We start from the raw sequence: 16,927 nt of genomic DNA on the forward strand, positions 1-16,927 counted from the left end.
AATAATTCCGATACTTACGGATTTGATCTTGATTGTATTTGAATTTTATCAGCTTAGCAAAAGAGTTTTTAAAACTCCTTATCAATAATAATCCAAACTTTTCCCATATCTATCTCTAATCTTCCTCTGTGTTCTCTGCGGTTAAATAATTCCGATCCAACCGGAATTAATATGATTCATTCTAACAGGACTTAGGGAAAAAATGGAAGGACTAAAGTCCTCATATAATTAGGGGAAGAAGGACTAAAGTCCTCACTACGAACCTATTAACCCGGTGCACCTGATCGCACACCTTGATCTCCCGTCACCTCCGAACCTTTAGTTTCCTTCGGCGCATCCGACGAAACCGCGCCACCGTGAGGCCACTTCCAATCGCGGATTTCCGGCATATCATCGCCGTGTTTCCTAATGTAATGCCTGTGATCGATCAGCTTGTCCCGCATAGCCTGTTTGCCGTAAGCTGCTACAGAACTCAGTTTCGGAACGCGATCGAGTACATCACCAACTAAATGGAAGCGATCGAGATCGTTCATCACCACCATATCAAACGGCGTAGTAGTCGTACCCTCTTCCTTGTAACCGCGAACGTGAATATTCGAGTGATTAGTCCGGCGGTAAGTCAAGCGGTGAATCAGCCAAGGATAGCCGTGAAAAGCAAAAATCACAGGCTTATCCTTCGTGAACAAAGCATCAAAATCGCGATCGGACAAACCGTGGGGATGTTCGCTAGTAGGTTGCAGCGTCATCAAATCCACCACATTTACCACCCGCACTTTTAACTCGGGATAATCTCGGCGCAGAATATCAACCGCAGCCAAAGTTTCCAGCGTCGGAACATCGCCCGCGCAAGCCATCACCACATCCGGTTCGCCGCCTCGATCGTTGCTAGCCCACTCCCAAATACCGAGGCCAGTCGTACAGTGTTTGATCGCAGCATCCATATCCAAATACTGCAAAGCCGGCTGCTTCCCTGCAATAATCACATTAACGTAATTGCGGCTGCGGAGACAGTGGTCAGTTACTGACAGCAAAGTGTTCGCATCAGGCGGCAAATAAATCCGCACAACTTCCGCTTTCTTGTTAATTACGTGGTCGATAAAACCCGGATCTTGGTGAGAAAAACCGTTGTGATCTTGCCGCCAAACGTGAGATGTCAGCAAATAATTCAAAGAGGCGATCGGTCTGCGCCAAGGAATCTCGCTAGTAGTTTTCAACCACTTAGCGTGTTGGTTGAACATCGAATCAATGATGTGAATAAACGCCTCGTAGCAAGAGAAAAATCCGTGCCTTCCTGTCAGCAAATAGCCTTCCAGCCATCCCTGACACAGATGTTCGCTGAGGACTTCCATCACGCGGCCGTCGGGGGTGAAGAGGTGGTCATCTTCCGGTAAAGTTTGAGCCATCCACCCCCGACTCGTCACTTCAAACACCGGATCGAGGCGATTTGAGGCTGTCTCATCCGGCCCGACAACTCGGAAATTCGCGTTTTCCTGATTGAGTTTCATCACATCTCGCAGGAAACGGCCGCAGACGCGGGTTGCTTCTGCCATCTCAGTGCCAGGTTTCTGCACGTCTACGGCGTAGTCTGCAAATTCCGGCATTTTCAAGTCTCGCAGCAGCTTGCCGCCGTTAGCGTGGGGATTTGCCCCCATCCGCCGATCGCCCTTGGGTGCAAGTTCCGCCAATTCTGCAATCAGTTTACCCTTGTCGTCAAAGAGTTCTTCGGGCTTGTAGCTTTTCATCCAATCTTCCAGGAGTTGGACGTGTCCCGGCTTAGAAGCCATTTCAGCTAACGGGACTTGGTGCGATCGCCAAGAGCCCTCAGTTTTCTTACCGTCAACCTCCTTGGGCCCAGTCCAGCCTTTGGGAGTTTTCATCACAATCATCGGCCACTGCGGGCGATCGGTACAACCTTCAGTCCGGGCTTTTTCCTGAATCGCCTTAATTTCACCGATCGCCGCATCCATAGTTGCAGCCATCAACTGGTGCATCGTTTCCGGGTCTGAACCTTCCACCCAATAAGGTTTGTAGCCGTAACCAACCATCAAACTTTCCAATTCCTCCTGCGGAATGCGGGCCAACACCGTCGGATTAGCAATTTTGTAGCCATTGAGGTGCAAAATCGGCAACACGGCCCCGTCGCGAATCGGATTGAGAAACTTGTTAGAATGCCAGCTAGCAGCCAACGGGCCGGTTTCTGCCTCCCCGTCGCCGACAACAGCCGCCACAATCAAATCTGGATTGTCGAAAGCCGCCCCGTAGGCGTGGACGAGGGCGTAGCCGAGTTCGCCGCCTTCGTGAATCGAACCCGGAGTTTCCGGCGCGACGTGGCTGGGGATACCGCCGGGAAATGAGAACTGTTTGAACAGCCGCCTGATCCCCTCTTCATCTTCAGAAATGTTCGAGTAATATTCGCTATAAGTGCCTTCGAGATAGGTGTTGGCGACCAAGCCGGGCCCGCCGTGTCCTGGGCCTGCGATGTAGATGGCGTTGATGTCTTGGGCTTTAATGATGCGGTTGAGGTGAACGTAGATGAAGTTGAGGCCTGGAGTGGTGCCCCAATGTCCGAGGAGTCTCGGTTTGACGTGTTCGAGTTTGAGTGGTTCTTTGAGTAGCGGGTTGTCGAGGAGATAGATTTGTCCGACGGATAGGTAGTTTGCGGCCCGCCAGTAGGCGTTCATTTTGTGCAGTTCTGAGTCGGAAAGTGGCTTTAATTGGGGGATCTCGGTGGTTTCTAGCATCATCGGCTGTTGACTCCTGAGTTTTGGTTGTTTTGTAAAGTGCGATCTAGAAGTGCGATCGATATTAATTTGTTATTTGTGACATTTTGTATTTAAACTCCATGTCTTCCACGCAAACTATTGAATTCTAGCTCGTTTATGTCTACATAAAAGTTTAAATCAATGTTAATTTCTGGCTAAACATCGCACAATTCTGAGGGCAGAAAGATGGAGATTTTCGGGGATCAAGGAATTCAGTAATATAAAATAGGATTTACACAAGAGTTTGCGGAGAGGGTGCACTGTGTACCTGATACGTATGTGCAGCGGGTCGCCGGATGTGCTGTGCAAGTCCCCAAAAAGATACTTCTCAAGGTAGAACTCGTAAGGATTTATATGTGAATTAAATTTTATTTATGCAGGCGAATTGTCCGCTGACTCCTTTTCTGCTAAAGTTTTGTATGTTCGTCATATCAAAGTTCTCGTTAGCTTAGCTTGTGGAGGTACTTAAATCATACTCATCTTGAATATTCTTGATTCGGAAACTAGCATTAAATTTTTTCTTAAACTGAATTTTTAGCTGTTGTATACTTGTTGTCTGTTGTGGCACTCGTGTAGACACGACAAAACATAGCTTCTTAATCTTTTGGGGATTTTCCGAAAGTAATTTAATAGTTGATTCTATTTGTTTAACCGCCTGTTCAATATCGCTTCCTTTCAACTCTACATATATTTCTACTGCAGCAGAAGGAATGAGTGCGTAGTCGCAACGCAAAGTCTCATTGTCACTAATAACGCAGCCATCAACCTTAATTTTTAATATTTCGTCTTGATTCGGGTTGAGGAACGTTATTTTACTTTTTTTTTCCTGCAAGACAATCTTGGTGTCGGATTTATATTTCTCACACTCTGGAAGACTTTTCATATACGATTCAAACTAAGTTGAGAAGTTGATCGAATTCAATAGCTAGTTCATCAGAAACAGAATCAATGACTCGCGCATCGATCAACCCAGTATCAGGACACACAATACTATTGCATTTTCCATTCATCAAAACATAGGCTGAGATGTCGTCAACATCTAATGATTTGTATCTAGATACAATCTTTTCTAGTTGATGTTGTATATCTTCGCTGGACTCTTCATAAAGAAGCCCAGCCTGGAGCAGATTATTAAGCGCTGTCAGGACATAAGGACTATGGGTAGTTATAAAGAATTGAAGTTGCTCTTTGCGACAATTAAAGACAGTAGCGATCAACTCGACAATATTACGCTGTGCGCTTGGAAATAAATGCGCTTCCGGCTCCTCAATATACACTGTCTGACCGACAGGAGGGGAAGCTAGTAAAGGTAGTGCAGCTAGCATAATTGTCAGAGGCAATGTTTCCTGTTGACCGGAAGATGAGTTCGCAATACTAATACGTCTTCCATCTGCCACCTCCAGAAAATCTTTGCCTTTTTCCTGTATATGCTTACCACATAAAGACTGCTCTATGAGCCTGTTTATTTCCTCTAGTATATCTTTTGTATATTTATCTTCAGGATCAATTTTATATTGTATACGCAAATTTTTTATCCCTTCGTATGTTGAGCCAAACGATCTTAGAAATGGATCTAAGGTATTATTGCTTGACAGAATAGAAAAAATATTGCTCTGAAGATTAGAGAAAAATGAGCGACCAGCAGGAATAAAAAGCTGATTGAAGGCTGCCTCTCGACCAATGGACCTGCCTAAACTTTCTACTAAGTGATCTTTTAAAATTTTTTGGCTGAAAAGTGAACTATAAATAATATCAAAACTAGGAGCTATTTCCGAGCTTTTCTCTCTTCCTTTTTTTAGCAAATTGCGTAGGTCTGCCAATTCTTTCTTGAAAAAATCTGAATATCTGAGGGAAATTCTACCTTTGGTATCCTGTTTTCTACTAACTTCTATAAAAACATTGGAAATTTCATACCTGATGAAAAAATCTTGTTTTCCCCAACAATCAGGAGGAAAATATTCCTCAAACGTCTTGGAATAATTTGAATCTAGATTGCGTTTTGTCTGCTCATTATTTACAACAGATAAAATTTCCCATACAAAGTTCTTAAAATAAAATAGAAGTTTAGCGCAAACGCTTTTACCGCTGGCTTGAGGGCCAATAAGTATATTTATTCGTTTGATTTGAATTTCTAAATTTTGGATACCACAAAAGTTTCTAATTATTAATTTTTCAGCCATAATTGAAATCAAGTATGCTAAGGGCTTCTATCATCTTAACATACCAATTTAATTTTTATGGTTAAAGTTGTCACTTTTGTGTTAGTAAACCGAATTAGTCACCCTAGGAAAAACCTCAAACAACTCTCATTAATATCAAGATGGATTAATACCATTTGTACCAATATACTTTTGGATTACCGCAGTTTTTTCGTGAAAGTCGATCGCGCATATCGCCTTTCTGGTGGCAGAGGAGATTTTAGACCAACGTCCGGTTATTGATAGGGAAAAGAATTACCGAAACCCTAAAATAATACCATTTTTACAAAGTTTGGCTAGAAAATAAGTGTTGGGTTTGTTTACATCGGCTCTGGATGGCACAGGTGCGGATCTGTGAGATTGTCGATATGCAAGTTAGGGGTTGTTCATGGCGGCGCACCCTACGACTACTTAGCCGATCGCCAAAAACTAAATTAAAGCAATCTCAATCCGAAAATCACTGCATCGGTTTGATTGCTGGCTAGATGCCATCGCCGATATTTCCGGCTGAAAAAACCTAGGAGGCGACTAAAACAGGACACTCTGAAATCCGGCAAATATTGGAGACAGTTGGCTGGTGGGAAACGACTAGCAGTTCGTGAGGATAGCGGGGACGCGGGTCATTTTCTAACCAGATGGGCGGTACCATCATCACTTCATAGTAAGCGATCGTATGCAAAACCCCTGGTTGGGACTTCAATTCTACTGTCAAGCCCGCTCGGTACTCAAATGCTTCTTCCCAGTCGAGGTTTTCATTCATATCCATATTCATATCCATAGGGATCGCGCCTCTTAATCTTGTTTCGTTTCTTAATTGTAGACCCCTACATAAAACATTCGGTACTTTCTGTTGTTTTTGATACATTTTTTAACTTTTATGTGATATCCCTGACAATTTAACAGAGAGGAGCAATTGTCAATAAGTAAATAGGCTGATTTTGCCGGCTGGTGACAAGCCAGCCCAAAAGCTAGGCTTGACAAGAGTTTGAGTTGATATGTCTCAAAAAAAATCCGGGCGGGCGATCGAACCGCGAAGACGTTTATGACACATTCGTAAGAGAAGAGAATTTTAAGGACTGAAGTCCTTACTACAAACCTATTTTTGCAAGTTTTTCTAGTATTTTATAAATAAAGAAACCCGGTTTTTTTTAATAAAGCGGGTTTCTGGATGAGTGAAAAGTAAACTAATTTCACTGGGGTTTTTTCTTAGTCGCCGTCTTTTTAGCAGTTGTTTTTCTTCGCCGCCGTCTTAGTTGACTTTTTCGACTTGCTGCGAGTTTTTGGGCCCGCTGCGGCACGACGGCGGGATTATACGGGCAGGAAAGTCGATCACGCATATCGCCTTTCTGCTGGCTGAGGATATTTTAGACCAACGCGAGGTCAGGGATAGGGCGATCGCCCTACAATATAAAATACATACATAATTCATACATCAAATAAGCTCTATGACAATCCCAGAATTAGAAGCGCAACTTCTTGCCTTAACGCCAGCAGAGAAAGCAGAGGCAATTCGCATCTTAACTCAGAGTCTAAAAAACAGCGGACGGTCTATTACAAAAACTCCCGCTGTGATGGGCGGCGATGCTTGTATTGACAATACTCGCATTCCCGTTTGGTTACTCGCAAGCTATCGCAATGACGGCGCTACCGATGCTTTTATCCTAGATTGCTATCCCCATCTGAGTGCTGCTGATTTAGTAAATGTTTGGGCTTATGCGGTCGCTTATCCTGACGAAATTGAGGAAGCAATTAGACTGCAAGACGAGGCTGACGAAATCTTAGATACACCTGACAATATCCCGTAAACCTACGATCGCGCTACAATAGTAAATACATACATATTGCATAAATCAAACAGGTTGTATGAAAATTCAAGAATTAGAAGCACAACTCCTAGCCTTGACGCCAAGCGAGAAAGCTCAAGTTATCCAATTATTAACCCAAAATTTAGCTAACACCTGGCAAGGAATTAGCAAAACTCCCGGTGTCTGCGGCGGTGATGCTTGTATTATAAAGACTCGGATTCCTGTTTGGGTGTTGGTGAGTTTTCGCCACTTGGGTATGAACGAATCCCAACTCTTAGAGAACTATCCCACACTAACTGCTACTGATTTAGCAAATGCCTGGGCTTACGCGGCCGCTTTCCCAGATGAAATTGAAATAGCTATCCGCGAGAATGACGAGGCAGACGAAATCTTAGATACACCTGAAAATATCAATTAGTAAAATATGGCATAATATAAATATTCGTTTCATAGCTTTGCACCTATGACCGCCCAAATCACCCTAAATCTGCCAGATGAAGTCTATCACCAAGCAGAATTGCTAGCGCAGCAACGCCACCGCAGCGTCAGTGAGATTCTAGTAGAAACTCTGGAAATTTTCTTATTGCCAACTTCTAAACCAGTATCAGCACTGTCTGATTCAGAAGTAATCACTCAGACTCAACTCCGGCTGCAACCAGTCCAAGAACAAAGATTGAGTGAATTGCTAGACCGCCAACAATCCGGTACGATCGCATCTGTAGAACGCGAGGAATTGCAGGCATTAATCCACATATATGAAACTCGACTATTGCGACAAGCTCAAGCCTTAAATGAAGCTGTGCGGCGCGGCTTGCTGGAACCATTAAAAAGATAAGCAAAATGGCGATTTCTGAACAAGTTAGAGCCAGAGTTCGCGCACAAGCTCAAAATCGTTTTTTTGTGTCGAGTCAAGTTCTACTCAAGAAAATCATCAAAATTTCACACATCGCTCGTTGGCACTACTATAATAGCAAATATATACCTAATTCATAAATCGCATAAATTCTATTTTATAAGCATGAAGTTCAATACCGTCCAAGAAGTTACATCATGGGAAAATTTTATATTTAATGGTGAAATTTATGATTTATCGCATCTTAATGCTCGCTGGGTTGAGTATCTTGACAAAAGAGACGAAAAAAATATAAGCACGTACAAATTTATAGTAACTTATGGTTTGCATTGTTTTACTAAAGATTCTGATGATATTTCTAGCAAAGAATCACAGGTATTGATCTATAATGGGCCGAGAGAGTCCAGAACGTTTAATTTTGAGAGATACCAACTCTCAACGCAATTACCGAGTATTGTCGAGTCATTGGGCGAGAACGAAACCTTAGTTTGTCACGCTGGGTATGGAAAATTGGGAGCATCTCAGTTTTGTAAAAAGCATTTTTTTTATGGTTGTGCGAGCGTCCCCGCTCGCGTATTGTACAATACGCGAGCGGGGACGCTCGCACTGTAAATGCAAAACTGAGATGCTCCCTGGAAAATTTGCCATCGTTAAAGTTTTGGATTCAAACGGTATAGAGGTTGAGTATTTCGTTGCTTTTGCCGCATTTAGAGAAAGTAAAAGGCTGAGATTACACATACACAGTGCTTATCCTATATACGAAGGCATAGGTAAAGTAAAGAAAGTGGGCTTTTTCGTCATAGCCAAAAATTTATTGCAGAATAAGGAATTACCGAAGCCTTAAAATAACAAAGGCTCCTTAAGGAGCCTTCGCCAAAATATAAATTTTGGTATTCAGAACGTCTTTACCGGAATTCCTTGACCCTCGTGGGTAACGGGATGTCATGATTAGATCATGTCTGCTGCATCCATACGTCTAATATAATTCATGGTTTGGATCTGTGTCAAGTTTTAGTCAAGCAAAGTATTAAAATTTTCCAGTGTGGGGGATTTGCGGTATAGTACGCTTTCTAGTTCTGGATTGCCGCAGTTTTGTCGTGAAAGTCGATCGCACATATCCCCTTTCTGGTGGCTGAGGAGATTTTAGACCAGCGCGCGGTCAGGCATAGGGTGGGTTTGTGCGATATCTTACATAGAAAAAAATGATTCTGTCAAGGAGCAAGATTAATCTGATAGAATTTTTCTTAGAATTAAAATCTGTCTGAAGTCCATGACAAACTCCATGACGATAAAGCTTGCCTGGTACAGATTTTGTAGCATCATATTCTTCATAAATATCGCTCACAGCATCAGGTAGTGATTCTAGAAGCAATGTTGCTTCTGGCAAGTCGTAATGTGACTTCCAGGAATCTTTTAGAGCACAAGTAGCTCTTCTTATATCCTCTTTGCGTATTGAAGTAAAGTCAATATTCTGATCCCTAATCTGTAGTGCATCTCTCAATAATCCCTCTACTTGGGGAATTAAAGCTGAAACACTGAGATAAAATTTTTTGTCTATATGTGCTTCTATCGCCTCTTCAATAAGTGGGAGCCTTTTAGATATTTCTGGGCATTTTTGCCAACCACTTAAAGTTTTCTTTACACGTTCATTGTCCATGAGTCTATCGACGAATAAGTCATCGATATTTGAAAAATCGCCTTCCACAAATGAATTAATAATAGTTATGTCACTCCTTACATCGGCTGTTGATGTCGGGAACATCCATTCTCGTGTAAAATTAAAGTTAGCTATACTAGCTATATTAAGGATCTCAGATTCTTGAAATATCTCTAAACTGATTTTCTTCAACTCAACGACGAAAGATTTAAATTCCCCTTCATTTTCTAAACAAACGATAAGCTCTCCCCATAAAAAATCTTCTCTTGGATGATCGATACCTTCAGTTTTTAGCTCATTTAGTATTTGACTTACTTCGCCATTGATTGAGTTACGTAAACCATCCAAACGTTTTTTATTCTTACATGTGCCAAGCTTTTCATAACCATTGTGTAGAATTGATTTCTCATATAAATTAATTTTACACAACAAAGATTTAAACGTAGCTAGCCTTAATTCTGATCCAACCATATTTTCCTCCATAATGCGGACTCAACACCTGAGATAACCTCTAATGATTCGAGTCTATCGTTCCGCGCCACCGTCTATATCTTAATTGCATTCAATAGACCTTATGCCATTCTACACTCAAACCCAATTTTAAGAACTGAAGTCCTGACTACAAACCTAAATTTATCCAGTATTGTAACAACAAAGAAACCCGATCGCACTTGGAGCCCTCCCCCCGTGCACACCGGGTTTCTCGATCAGTGAAAACTACACTAAATTCACGTTGTCTTCTTCTTAGTCGCCGTCGCAGTCGCCGCCTTCTTAGTAGTCGTTTTCTTAGCAGTCGTCGTCTTCTTAGCAGTGGTTTTCTTCGCCGCAGTCTTCTCAGTTGCAGTCTCCGACTTCGCCGCACTCTTACTAGACTTCTTCGACTTACTGCTAGATTTTCCGCCGCCCGCCGCTTCCTTCGCTGCTAACAAATCCAATGCTTTTTGTAAGGTGAAATTCTCCACAGATTCATCCTTAGCCAAAGAAGCATTGATATCGCCGTGTTTCACGTAGGGCCCATAACGGCCATCGTAAACATTCAACAGTTCTCCCGACTCTGGATGCGCGCCCAATTCCTTCAAAGGTGTCGCTGATTTACTGCCACGCACGGCTTTCGGCTGCGATAATAACTCTAAAGCCCGATCGATCTCGATCGTCAAAACATCATCAGGCGGCTTGATCGATCGATAATCCTTACCAACCTTACCCTGGTCGTGAACAACATAAGGCCCGTACATCCCCAAATTAGCCTGCACCTTCGCCCCCGTATCCGGGTGAGTCCCCAACAACCGAGGTAAAGTCAACAAACTCACCGCCATATCAACCGTCACGCTATCCTTATCAGTCCCCTTCGGTAAAGAAGAACGCTTCGGTTTCTTGTTCGTTTCCGAAACATCCCCCAACTGAACGTAGGGGCCGTAATTGCCAATCAGCACATAAATTGGTTCCCCAGTGTCCGGGTGAAGACCCAGTTTTTCCGGGCCTTCCGTCTTTTGCTTTAACAGAAACTCAACTTTTTCCGGGTCTAAATCAGCCGGAGTCAAATCTTGCGGAATCGATGCTTTCACCGGGCCTTCTTCGCTTTCAGCTTCCAGGTAAGCGCCGTATTTGCCGATGCAAACTTTCGCCGTAATATTCTCCAATACCACAGTTCGGGCAACTTTCGCGTCAATCTGACTTTCCTGTTCCTTAACTTGGGTTTGAAGTCCCATTTCCCCGATATAAAACTTTTGCAAATACGGCAGCCATTTCGCCTCACCGGTGGCAATTTCATCGAGGGTTTGTTCCATGCGGGAAGTAAAACCCGTGTCTACTAAATCGGGGAAATGCGTTTCTAATAAAGTAGTGACGGCGAAAGCGGTGAATGTGGGAATCAGGGCGTTAGCTATTAATTTCGCGTATCCCCGATCGACAATAGTACCGATAATACTCGCATAGGTACTCGGACGGCCAACCCCCTCGCTTTCGAGCATCTTCACCAGCGAAGCCTCCGTATAGCGGGCGGGAGGTTGAGTTTCGTGCCCCACAGCCTCCACATCCTTGCAATTAGGTTTATCCCCCACCTTCAGCGCCGGCAAAATCACCTCTTGGTCTTCCAAAGCCGCATCTGGGTCGTCGGAACCTTCCACGTAGGCGCGCAAAAAGCCGGGAAAATCAATGCGTTTCCCGCTGGAACGGAAACCGGCATCTTCTACCTGAGTTTGTAGCGTGACGTGAGTTTGGCGGGAATCAGCCATTTGCGAAGCGACTGTCCGCTTCCAAATTAAATCGTAGAGGCGGAAGTCAACGCCACTCAATCCCGTTTGCTGCGGAGTCCGAAAAGTGCTGCCGGCCGGGCGGATAGCTTCGTGGGCTTCCTGGGCACCTTTGCTTTTGGTTGTGTATTTGCGCGGTTGGGGGCTGAGATATTCGCTACCGTACAGTTCTTGGACACAACTGCGGGCGGCGGTAATCGCCTGTTCGGATAAATGCACCGAATCCGTCCGCATATAGGTGATAAAACCGCGTTCGTACAAACTTTGGGCAATTCGCATGGTTTCCCGCGCACCCAGCCTCAGCTTGCGGTTAGCCTCCTGCTGCAAAGTCGAGGTCGTAAACGGCGGCGAGGGTTTGCGGGTGACTGGCCGTTCTTCGAGATTGCTAACAGTCCAGGGTTTGTTTTGAATGCGCGAGAGTAAAGCCCTGGCTTGGTCTTCGTTGAGCAAAAGTACGCGGCGGCCTGCGATAATTTGTCCGGTATTTTCATCGAAATCGCTACCGTTGGCAACTTTCACGTTCCCGACTGTGACGAGTTTGGCATCGAAGGAAATTTTGCCCTTTTCCAAAACGGCTTTCAAATCCCAGTAGCTACCTTGGCGGAAGGCGCGGCGTTCCCGTTCCCGGCGTACTAACAGCCTGACTGCGACGGACTGGACTCGCCCTGCGGACAAACCCCAGGCGATTTTCTTCCACAGTAGCGGAGATAGGGTGTAGCCGACGAGTCGATCGAGAATTCGGCGAGTTTCCTGGGCCTGTACAACTCGATTGTCGATATCGCGGCAGTGGGTGAGGGCGTCGCGGATGGCTTCGCGGGTGATTTCGTGAAATACCATCCGCTTGATGGGGACTTTGGGTTTGAGGATTTGCAGCAAATGCCAGGAAATGCTTTCGCCTTCTCGGTCTTCGTCAGTGGCTAGAATCAGTTCTGTGGCGTCTTTGAGGGCGTCTTTGAGTTCTTTAACAATTTTCTTTTTATCTTTGGGGATGACGTAAAGCGGTTCAAAGTCTGCTTCCACGTTGACGCCTAGTTGCGCCCATTTTTCTCCTTTAACGGCTTCTGGTATTTCTTCGGCGGAGGATGGGAGGTCGCGGACGTGGCCCATAGATGCCTCTACACGGTAGGTGGAGGGCAGGAAGTTGCGAATGGTACGGGCTTTTGTGGGAGATTCGACGATGACTAAGGTTGACATGGCATCTTTTAAATATGGATGGCGGCGCAGTTAGAGTGTCTAATTTACAGAGTGTAGGTCGGATGTCAAGGCTTATGGGAACTTTGGGCGATTATTTTCAAACTACCTTAATTTTTAAGTTATTGCCGATCGGGTTCCAGGTGACAAGCTGATGGGATTTTACTGCAGTCGGCGCAGAGGCTGGGAACCCTTGTCTCTGGAAGATGCACGGGGATGTCATGACTGACTGTAGCAGAATTGCAGGTAACTGGATGCTGAGACTGTTGGATGCGGGCGGATGGTTCCTCAATTTTAGATTTTAAGTTTTAGATTTTAGATTGGGATAGATTTGATGGTTTCCCTGCAAAAAGACTAGAAGCGCGATCGACTATTTGACCGATTGGCGATCGCACTCGCCAGCTAACATCAGAATATTGTGGGACTAATTTTTGATACCATTTTGGGAGCGCCTTACAAATTTGTGTAAATTTTCGATTGATAATTCAACCGCAGATGTGAGGCACATACACACAGATGCAACGCAGATATTTTCATTCCGAGGAAAGCGATTGAGTGCCCGCAGTCATATCTAACGAACTCTCCGACTCTTAACGAGAGTGAAATCCAAACTCAGATGCTCCCTATTTGTCGATCGCGTGAAGTAATTTTTTATGACATTAGAAGAACTACAGCTCAAGCTAGCAGATATCAATAACTTGGTCGCTAGTTTTCAAACATCCGCAGTTTTAGATAAATATTACTCCGAAGATATTGTGATGATTGAAGGTGACGGAACTGTTACCAAGGGTAAAGAAGCGTGCCGTCAAGGGAGAGAATATTTTTTCAATGAGATGTTGGTGGAATTTAGAGAATCAAAATTAATTAGTCAAGACATTGCTGTGGCCGCCGAAAAAGATTATGATTTTGTAGTAATCGCAAATTGGTATAATGACTTTACCACTAAAATAGACGGTCAAATAATTGACACGAAGAGCAACCAGCTTTCTATTGGATATTGGAAGGACGGTTTAGTGGTCAAAGAAAGTTATAATTATCCAGTGGTTTCCGTGATTTAGCGATCGCCTCTTTCGCAAAACTGCAGATGTCTGCCAAAGAGGCGATCGTTTGTGCGCGACAGCAAAGCTGCAACAAGTTTTAGATGCAAACAAGCCATGATAAATTTACGCCCCGCTACCCCCGCAGATTTAAATTTATTGCGACGCTGGGATGAGCAACCTCACATAATTGTCTCAGATCCGAACGATGACTGGCACTGGGAGATAGAACTCGATCGCACTCCCGACTGGAGGGAGCAATTGATTGCTGAAATCGACAATCGCCCGATCGGATTTATCCAAATTATCGATCCGGCACTTGAGGAGAGTCACTATTGGGGTGATGATGTTGCTGCGAATCTCCGCGCCATTGATATCTGGATCGGAGAGGAGAAAGAATTGAGCAAAGGCTACGGAACACAAATGATGCAGCTTGCACTTGCTCGATGTTTCGCCGACTCTGCTGTGACGGCTGTACTGATCGATCCGCTTGCCAACAATACCCGCGCCCACCGCTTTTACGAACGTTTTGGTTTCCAATTTGTGGAACCGCGACAGTTTGGCGACGATGACTGCTTTGTTTATCGCCTCAACCGAGCAGATTGGGAGAATCAAAGGGCGATCGCACCGCAGTAAAGACTTAGCTCAATAACCTGCTCCGGTACAGAAGCATCGCACCAGAAAAGAGGCTTTATGACAATTCCTCACCAGTCGCTTTTGATATTGAAACTTTTCGCGGTACTGGGCTGTGGCCTGATAGCCGGAGTCTTTTTCGCCTTCTCAACCTTCGTGATGAACGCCCTTGGCCGACTCCCGCCGGCGCAGGGGATTGCGGCCATGCAATCGATCAATATTGCAGTCATCAATCCATTGTTTATGACGGCGCTGTTTGGAACGGCTGCGGCTTGCATTTTTCTGGCTTTCTCCTCATTCAAATGGCCTCAAACAGGTGCTATCTATTTGCTGATCGGTAGCTTGTTGTATCTCGTCGGTACGGTGGGAGTGACGATCGCCTGTAATGTACCGCTGAACGATGCGCTGGCAAAAGTCGATCCAGGCAGCGCTGAGGGCGCGAGGCTGTGGGCCAGCTACCTTGTTAACTGGACAATCTGGAATCACATTCGATCGGCAGCAGCGCTAGCGGCATCAGCAGCCTTGGCGATCGCCCTCCGTTACCCTTGAAAAAGCGACAGTCAGCCCGTTGCAGGTTGCATACCTTTCGTCCTTTCTGTTCAGAGTCGATCGCCAATCAATCAATCCTAAACGCCTTACGTTGCCTCGGTGTCAAGGGGTGAAGGAAAAAAAATTTGCCCGATCGGCCGCAATGGCGATTTTTCCGCAGTGCGATCGCTTTTGTGGCAGACTCCCCCGCCGACTCAACAGCAACAAACACCCGCCCAACTAAGCTGGCAAAGCTGTAATCCGCTACAATCTGTGTTTGGTAAAGAATTTTTACAAGTTCACAGCCCATTACAGCCATTTCGGCTTGTACTACCCAACCAGCCTGAAAATATGGATTTTGCTACTCTTGCTGCCCAGCTAAATGCTGGAACTATCTTGCCAGAGGGAATTGTGATCATCACCCTCTTGGTGGTTCTCGTCGGCGATTTAATCGTGGGCCGCAGTTCCTCTAATTGGACTCCCTACGTTGCCGTTGCGGGTTTGCTGGCCGCCGTCGCTGCTTTGTGTTTGCAGTGGGATAACGTTAATACCATCTCGTTTTTGGGCGGTTTTAATAGCGATGCCTTGAGTTTGGTGTTTCGCGGAATTATCGCTTTGACTGCGGCTGTCACTATTTTGATATCCGTCCGTTATGTACTGCAAACTGGTACTGCTTTAGCGGAATTTATCGGCATTTTGCTTACCGCTACTTTGGGGGGAATGTTCCTTTCCGGCGCTGATGAATTGGTGATGATTTTTATTTCGTTGGAAACTCTGAGTATCTCGTCTTATTTGCTGACGGGTTACACAAAACGCGACCCGCGTTCCAATGAAGCTGCTTTGAAATATTTGTTAATTGGTGCATCTTCTTCGGCGGTGTTTCTCTACGGACTTTCGTTGTTGTACGGGTTGTCTGGTGGTCAAACTACGCTAAGCGCGATCGCGGCCAACCTTTCTACTGTGAATGAAGGTCAATCTCTCGGTTTGGTGATTGCGTTGGTTTTTGCGATCGCCGGAATCGCCTTCAAAATCTCCGCAGTTCCCTTCCACCAGTGGACTCCAGACGTTTACGAAGGTTCGCCAACACCCGTTGTTGCCTTCCTTTCTGTGGGTTCCAAAGCCGCCGGTTTTGCCCTAGCAATCCGCTTGTTAACAACAGCTTTCCCCGCACTTATCGAACAGTGGCACTTCGTATTCACAGCCTTAGCCATACTCAGCATGGTGTTGGGCAATGTAGTTGCCCTCGCCCAGACTAGCATGAAGCGGCTTTTGGCTTATTCGTCGATCGCCCAAGCCGGTTTTGTAATGATTGGTTTGATTGCAGGAACCGAAGCCGGTTACTCCAGCATGATATTTTATCTGTTGGTTTACCTGTTTATGAACCTAGGCGCATTCGCCTGCATCATCCTCTTCTCCCTGCGGACAGGAACCGACCAAATCAGCGAATACTCCGGTTTGTACCAAAAAGACCCGCTGCTAACATTAGCATTGAGTATTTGCCTGCTTTCTCTCGGCGGAATTCCGCCGCTGGCTGGATTCTTCGGCAAAATCTATCTGTTCTGGGCCGGCTGGCAAGCAGGACTTTACGGCTTAGTTATCTTGGCATTGATTACCAGCGTAATTTCGATTTACTACTACATCCGCGTTGTCAAGATGATGGTAGTAAAAGAACCTCAAGAGATGTCGGACGCGGTGAAGAATTATCCCGAAGTTCGCTGGAACCTTCAAGGAATGCGGCCTTTGCAAGTCAGCGTTGTACTGACTTTGGTTGCGACAACTTTGGCGGGTATTCTGTCGAATCCTTTGTTTAATCTGGCTAATGATGCTATTACCAAAACTCCCATGCTGCAGTCGGCATTGAGTCATGTGCAACCTGTTGTGGGTGCGAAAATTGAATCGAATTTGGTGTCTCGCCGGGATTAATTTTTCCTGGTTTTGAAATAGTGGAAAACGCCTGACTCTTTGAAGTTGGGCGTTTCTTTTTTGTTGTGATATACTGTTAATTATGATT

Annotated in this window: 14 protein-coding genes; 8 read left to right on the forward strand and 6 right to left on the reverse strand. The window is 45.0% G+C overall.

Annotated elements, in window-relative coordinates:
* Window positions 1-266 precede the first annotated feature (266 nt).
* The 4 genes from QUA44_RS09850 to QUA44_RS09865 form a co-directional block, all read right to left on the reverse strand.
* A complete protein-coding gene (locus QUA44_RS09850; RefSeq protein ID WP_333250299.1) occupies window positions 267-2,744 on the reverse strand; it encodes a phosphoketolase family protein in 2,478 nt (825 codons plus the stop codon).
* A 466-nt stretch (window positions 2,745-3,210) separates the two neighbouring features.
* The gene (locus QUA44_RS09855) at window positions 3,211-3,645 is read right to left on the reverse strand and encodes a hypothetical protein (RefSeq protein WP_333250297.1); all 435 of its coding nucleotides are present in this window, start codon (window positions 3,643-3,645) and stop codon (window positions 3,211-3,213) included.
* Between the two features lie 7 nt (window positions 3,646-3,652).
* Window positions 3,653-4,942, reverse strand: coding sequence for an ATP-binding protein (locus QUA44_RS09860; RefSeq protein WP_333250295.1), 1,290 nt, complete (start codon window positions 4,940-4,942; stop codon window positions 3,653-3,655).
* A gap of 535 nt (window positions 4,943-5,477) precedes the next feature.
* Window positions 5,478-5,720, reverse strand: a complete 243-nt coding sequence (locus QUA44_RS09865; RefSeq protein ID WP_333309658.1) for a hypothetical protein — start codon at window positions 5,718-5,720, stop codon at window positions 5,478-5,480.
* Between the two features lie 493 nt (window positions 5,721-6,213).
* Here QUA44_RS09865 and QUA44_RS09870 point away from each other — a divergent pair, with 493 nt between their 5' ends.
* Genes QUA44_RS09870 through QUA44_RS09885 form a run of 4 tightly spaced genes read left to right on the forward strand, consistent with a single transcriptional unit; the run spans window position 6,214 to window position 7,600 of the window.
* Window positions 6,214-6,384 (forward strand): hypothetical protein, encoded by a 171-nt coding sequence (locus QUA44_RS09870; RefSeq protein ID WP_333250291.1) that lies wholly within the window; start codon window positions 6,214-6,216, stop codon window positions 6,382-6,384.
* A 21-nt stretch (window positions 6,385-6,405) separates the two neighbouring features.
* The gene (locus QUA44_RS09875; protein WP_333250289.1) at window positions 6,406-6,765 is read left to right on the forward strand and encodes a DUF433 domain-containing protein; all 360 of its coding nucleotides are present in this window, start codon (window positions 6,406-6,408) and stop codon (window positions 6,763-6,765) included.
* Between the two features lie 58 nt (window positions 6,766-6,823).
* Window positions 6,824-7,183, forward strand: coding sequence for a DUF433 domain-containing protein (locus tag QUA44_RS09880; RefSeq protein ID WP_333250287.1), 360 nt, complete (start codon window positions 6,824-6,826; stop codon window positions 7,181-7,183).
* 45 nt (window positions 7,184-7,228) lie between these two features.
* Complete coding sequence (locus tag QUA44_RS09885; RefSeq protein ID WP_333250285.1) at window positions 7,229-7,600, forward strand: hypothetical protein; 372 nt, start codon at window positions 7,229-7,231, stop codon at window positions 7,598-7,600.
* Window positions 7,601-8,777: 1,177 nt separating this feature from the next.
* Here QUA44_RS09885 and QUA44_RS09890 read toward each other — a convergent pair.
* Together QUA44_RS09890 and topA are read right to left on the reverse strand one after the other, a co-directional pair.
* The gene (locus tag QUA44_RS09890; RefSeq protein ID WP_333250282.1) at window positions 8,778-9,746 is read right to left on the reverse strand and encodes a hypothetical protein; all 969 of its coding nucleotides are present in this window, start codon (window positions 9,744-9,746) and stop codon (window positions 8,778-8,780) included.
* A gap of 257 nt (window positions 9,747-10,003) precedes the next feature.
* On the reverse strand, window positions 10,004-12,721 hold the full coding sequence (topA, locus tag QUA44_RS09895) for a type I DNA topoisomerase (protein ID WP_333250280.1): 2,718 nt from the start codon (window positions 12,719-12,721) through the stop codon (window positions 10,004-10,006).
* Window positions 12,722-13,371: 650 nt separating this feature from the next.
* Between topA and QUA44_RS09900 the strand changes: the two genes are divergently transcribed.
* From QUA44_RS09900 to QUA44_RS09915, 4 genes are all read left to right on the forward strand, one after another.
* Window positions 13,372-13,776 carry a hypothetical protein gene (locus QUA44_RS09900; protein WP_333250278.1) on the forward strand — a complete coding sequence of 135 codons (405 nt, stop codon included), beginning with the start codon at window positions 13,372-13,374 and terminating at the stop codon, window positions 13,774-13,776.
* 96 nt (window positions 13,777-13,872) lie between these two features.
* Window positions 13,873-14,391: a GNAT family N-acetyltransferase gene (locus QUA44_RS09905; protein WP_333250276.1), complete on the forward strand. Its 519-nt coding sequence runs from the start codon at window positions 13,873-13,875 to the stop codon at window positions 14,389-14,391.
* 201 nt (window positions 14,392-14,592) lie between these two features.
* Window positions 14,593-14,937 carry an anthrone oxygenase family protein gene (locus QUA44_RS09910; RefSeq protein WP_333250274.1) on the forward strand — a complete coding sequence of 115 codons (345 nt, stop codon included), beginning with the start codon at window positions 14,593-14,595 and terminating at the stop codon, window positions 14,935-14,937.
* A gap of 330 nt (window positions 14,938-15,267) precedes the next feature.
* Window positions 15,268-16,839: an NAD(P)H-quinone oxidoreductase subunit N gene (locus QUA44_RS09915; RefSeq protein ID WP_333250326.1), complete on the forward strand. Its 1,572-nt coding sequence runs from the start codon at window positions 15,268-15,270 to the stop codon at window positions 16,837-16,839.
* Window positions 16,840-16,927 lie beyond the last annotated feature (88 nt).

Origin of the sequence: Microcoleus sp. N9_A2 (assembly GCF_036701775.1) — a bacterium.
GTDB lineage: Bacteria > Cyanobacteriota > Cyanobacteriia > Cyanobacteriales > Microcoleaceae > Microcoleus.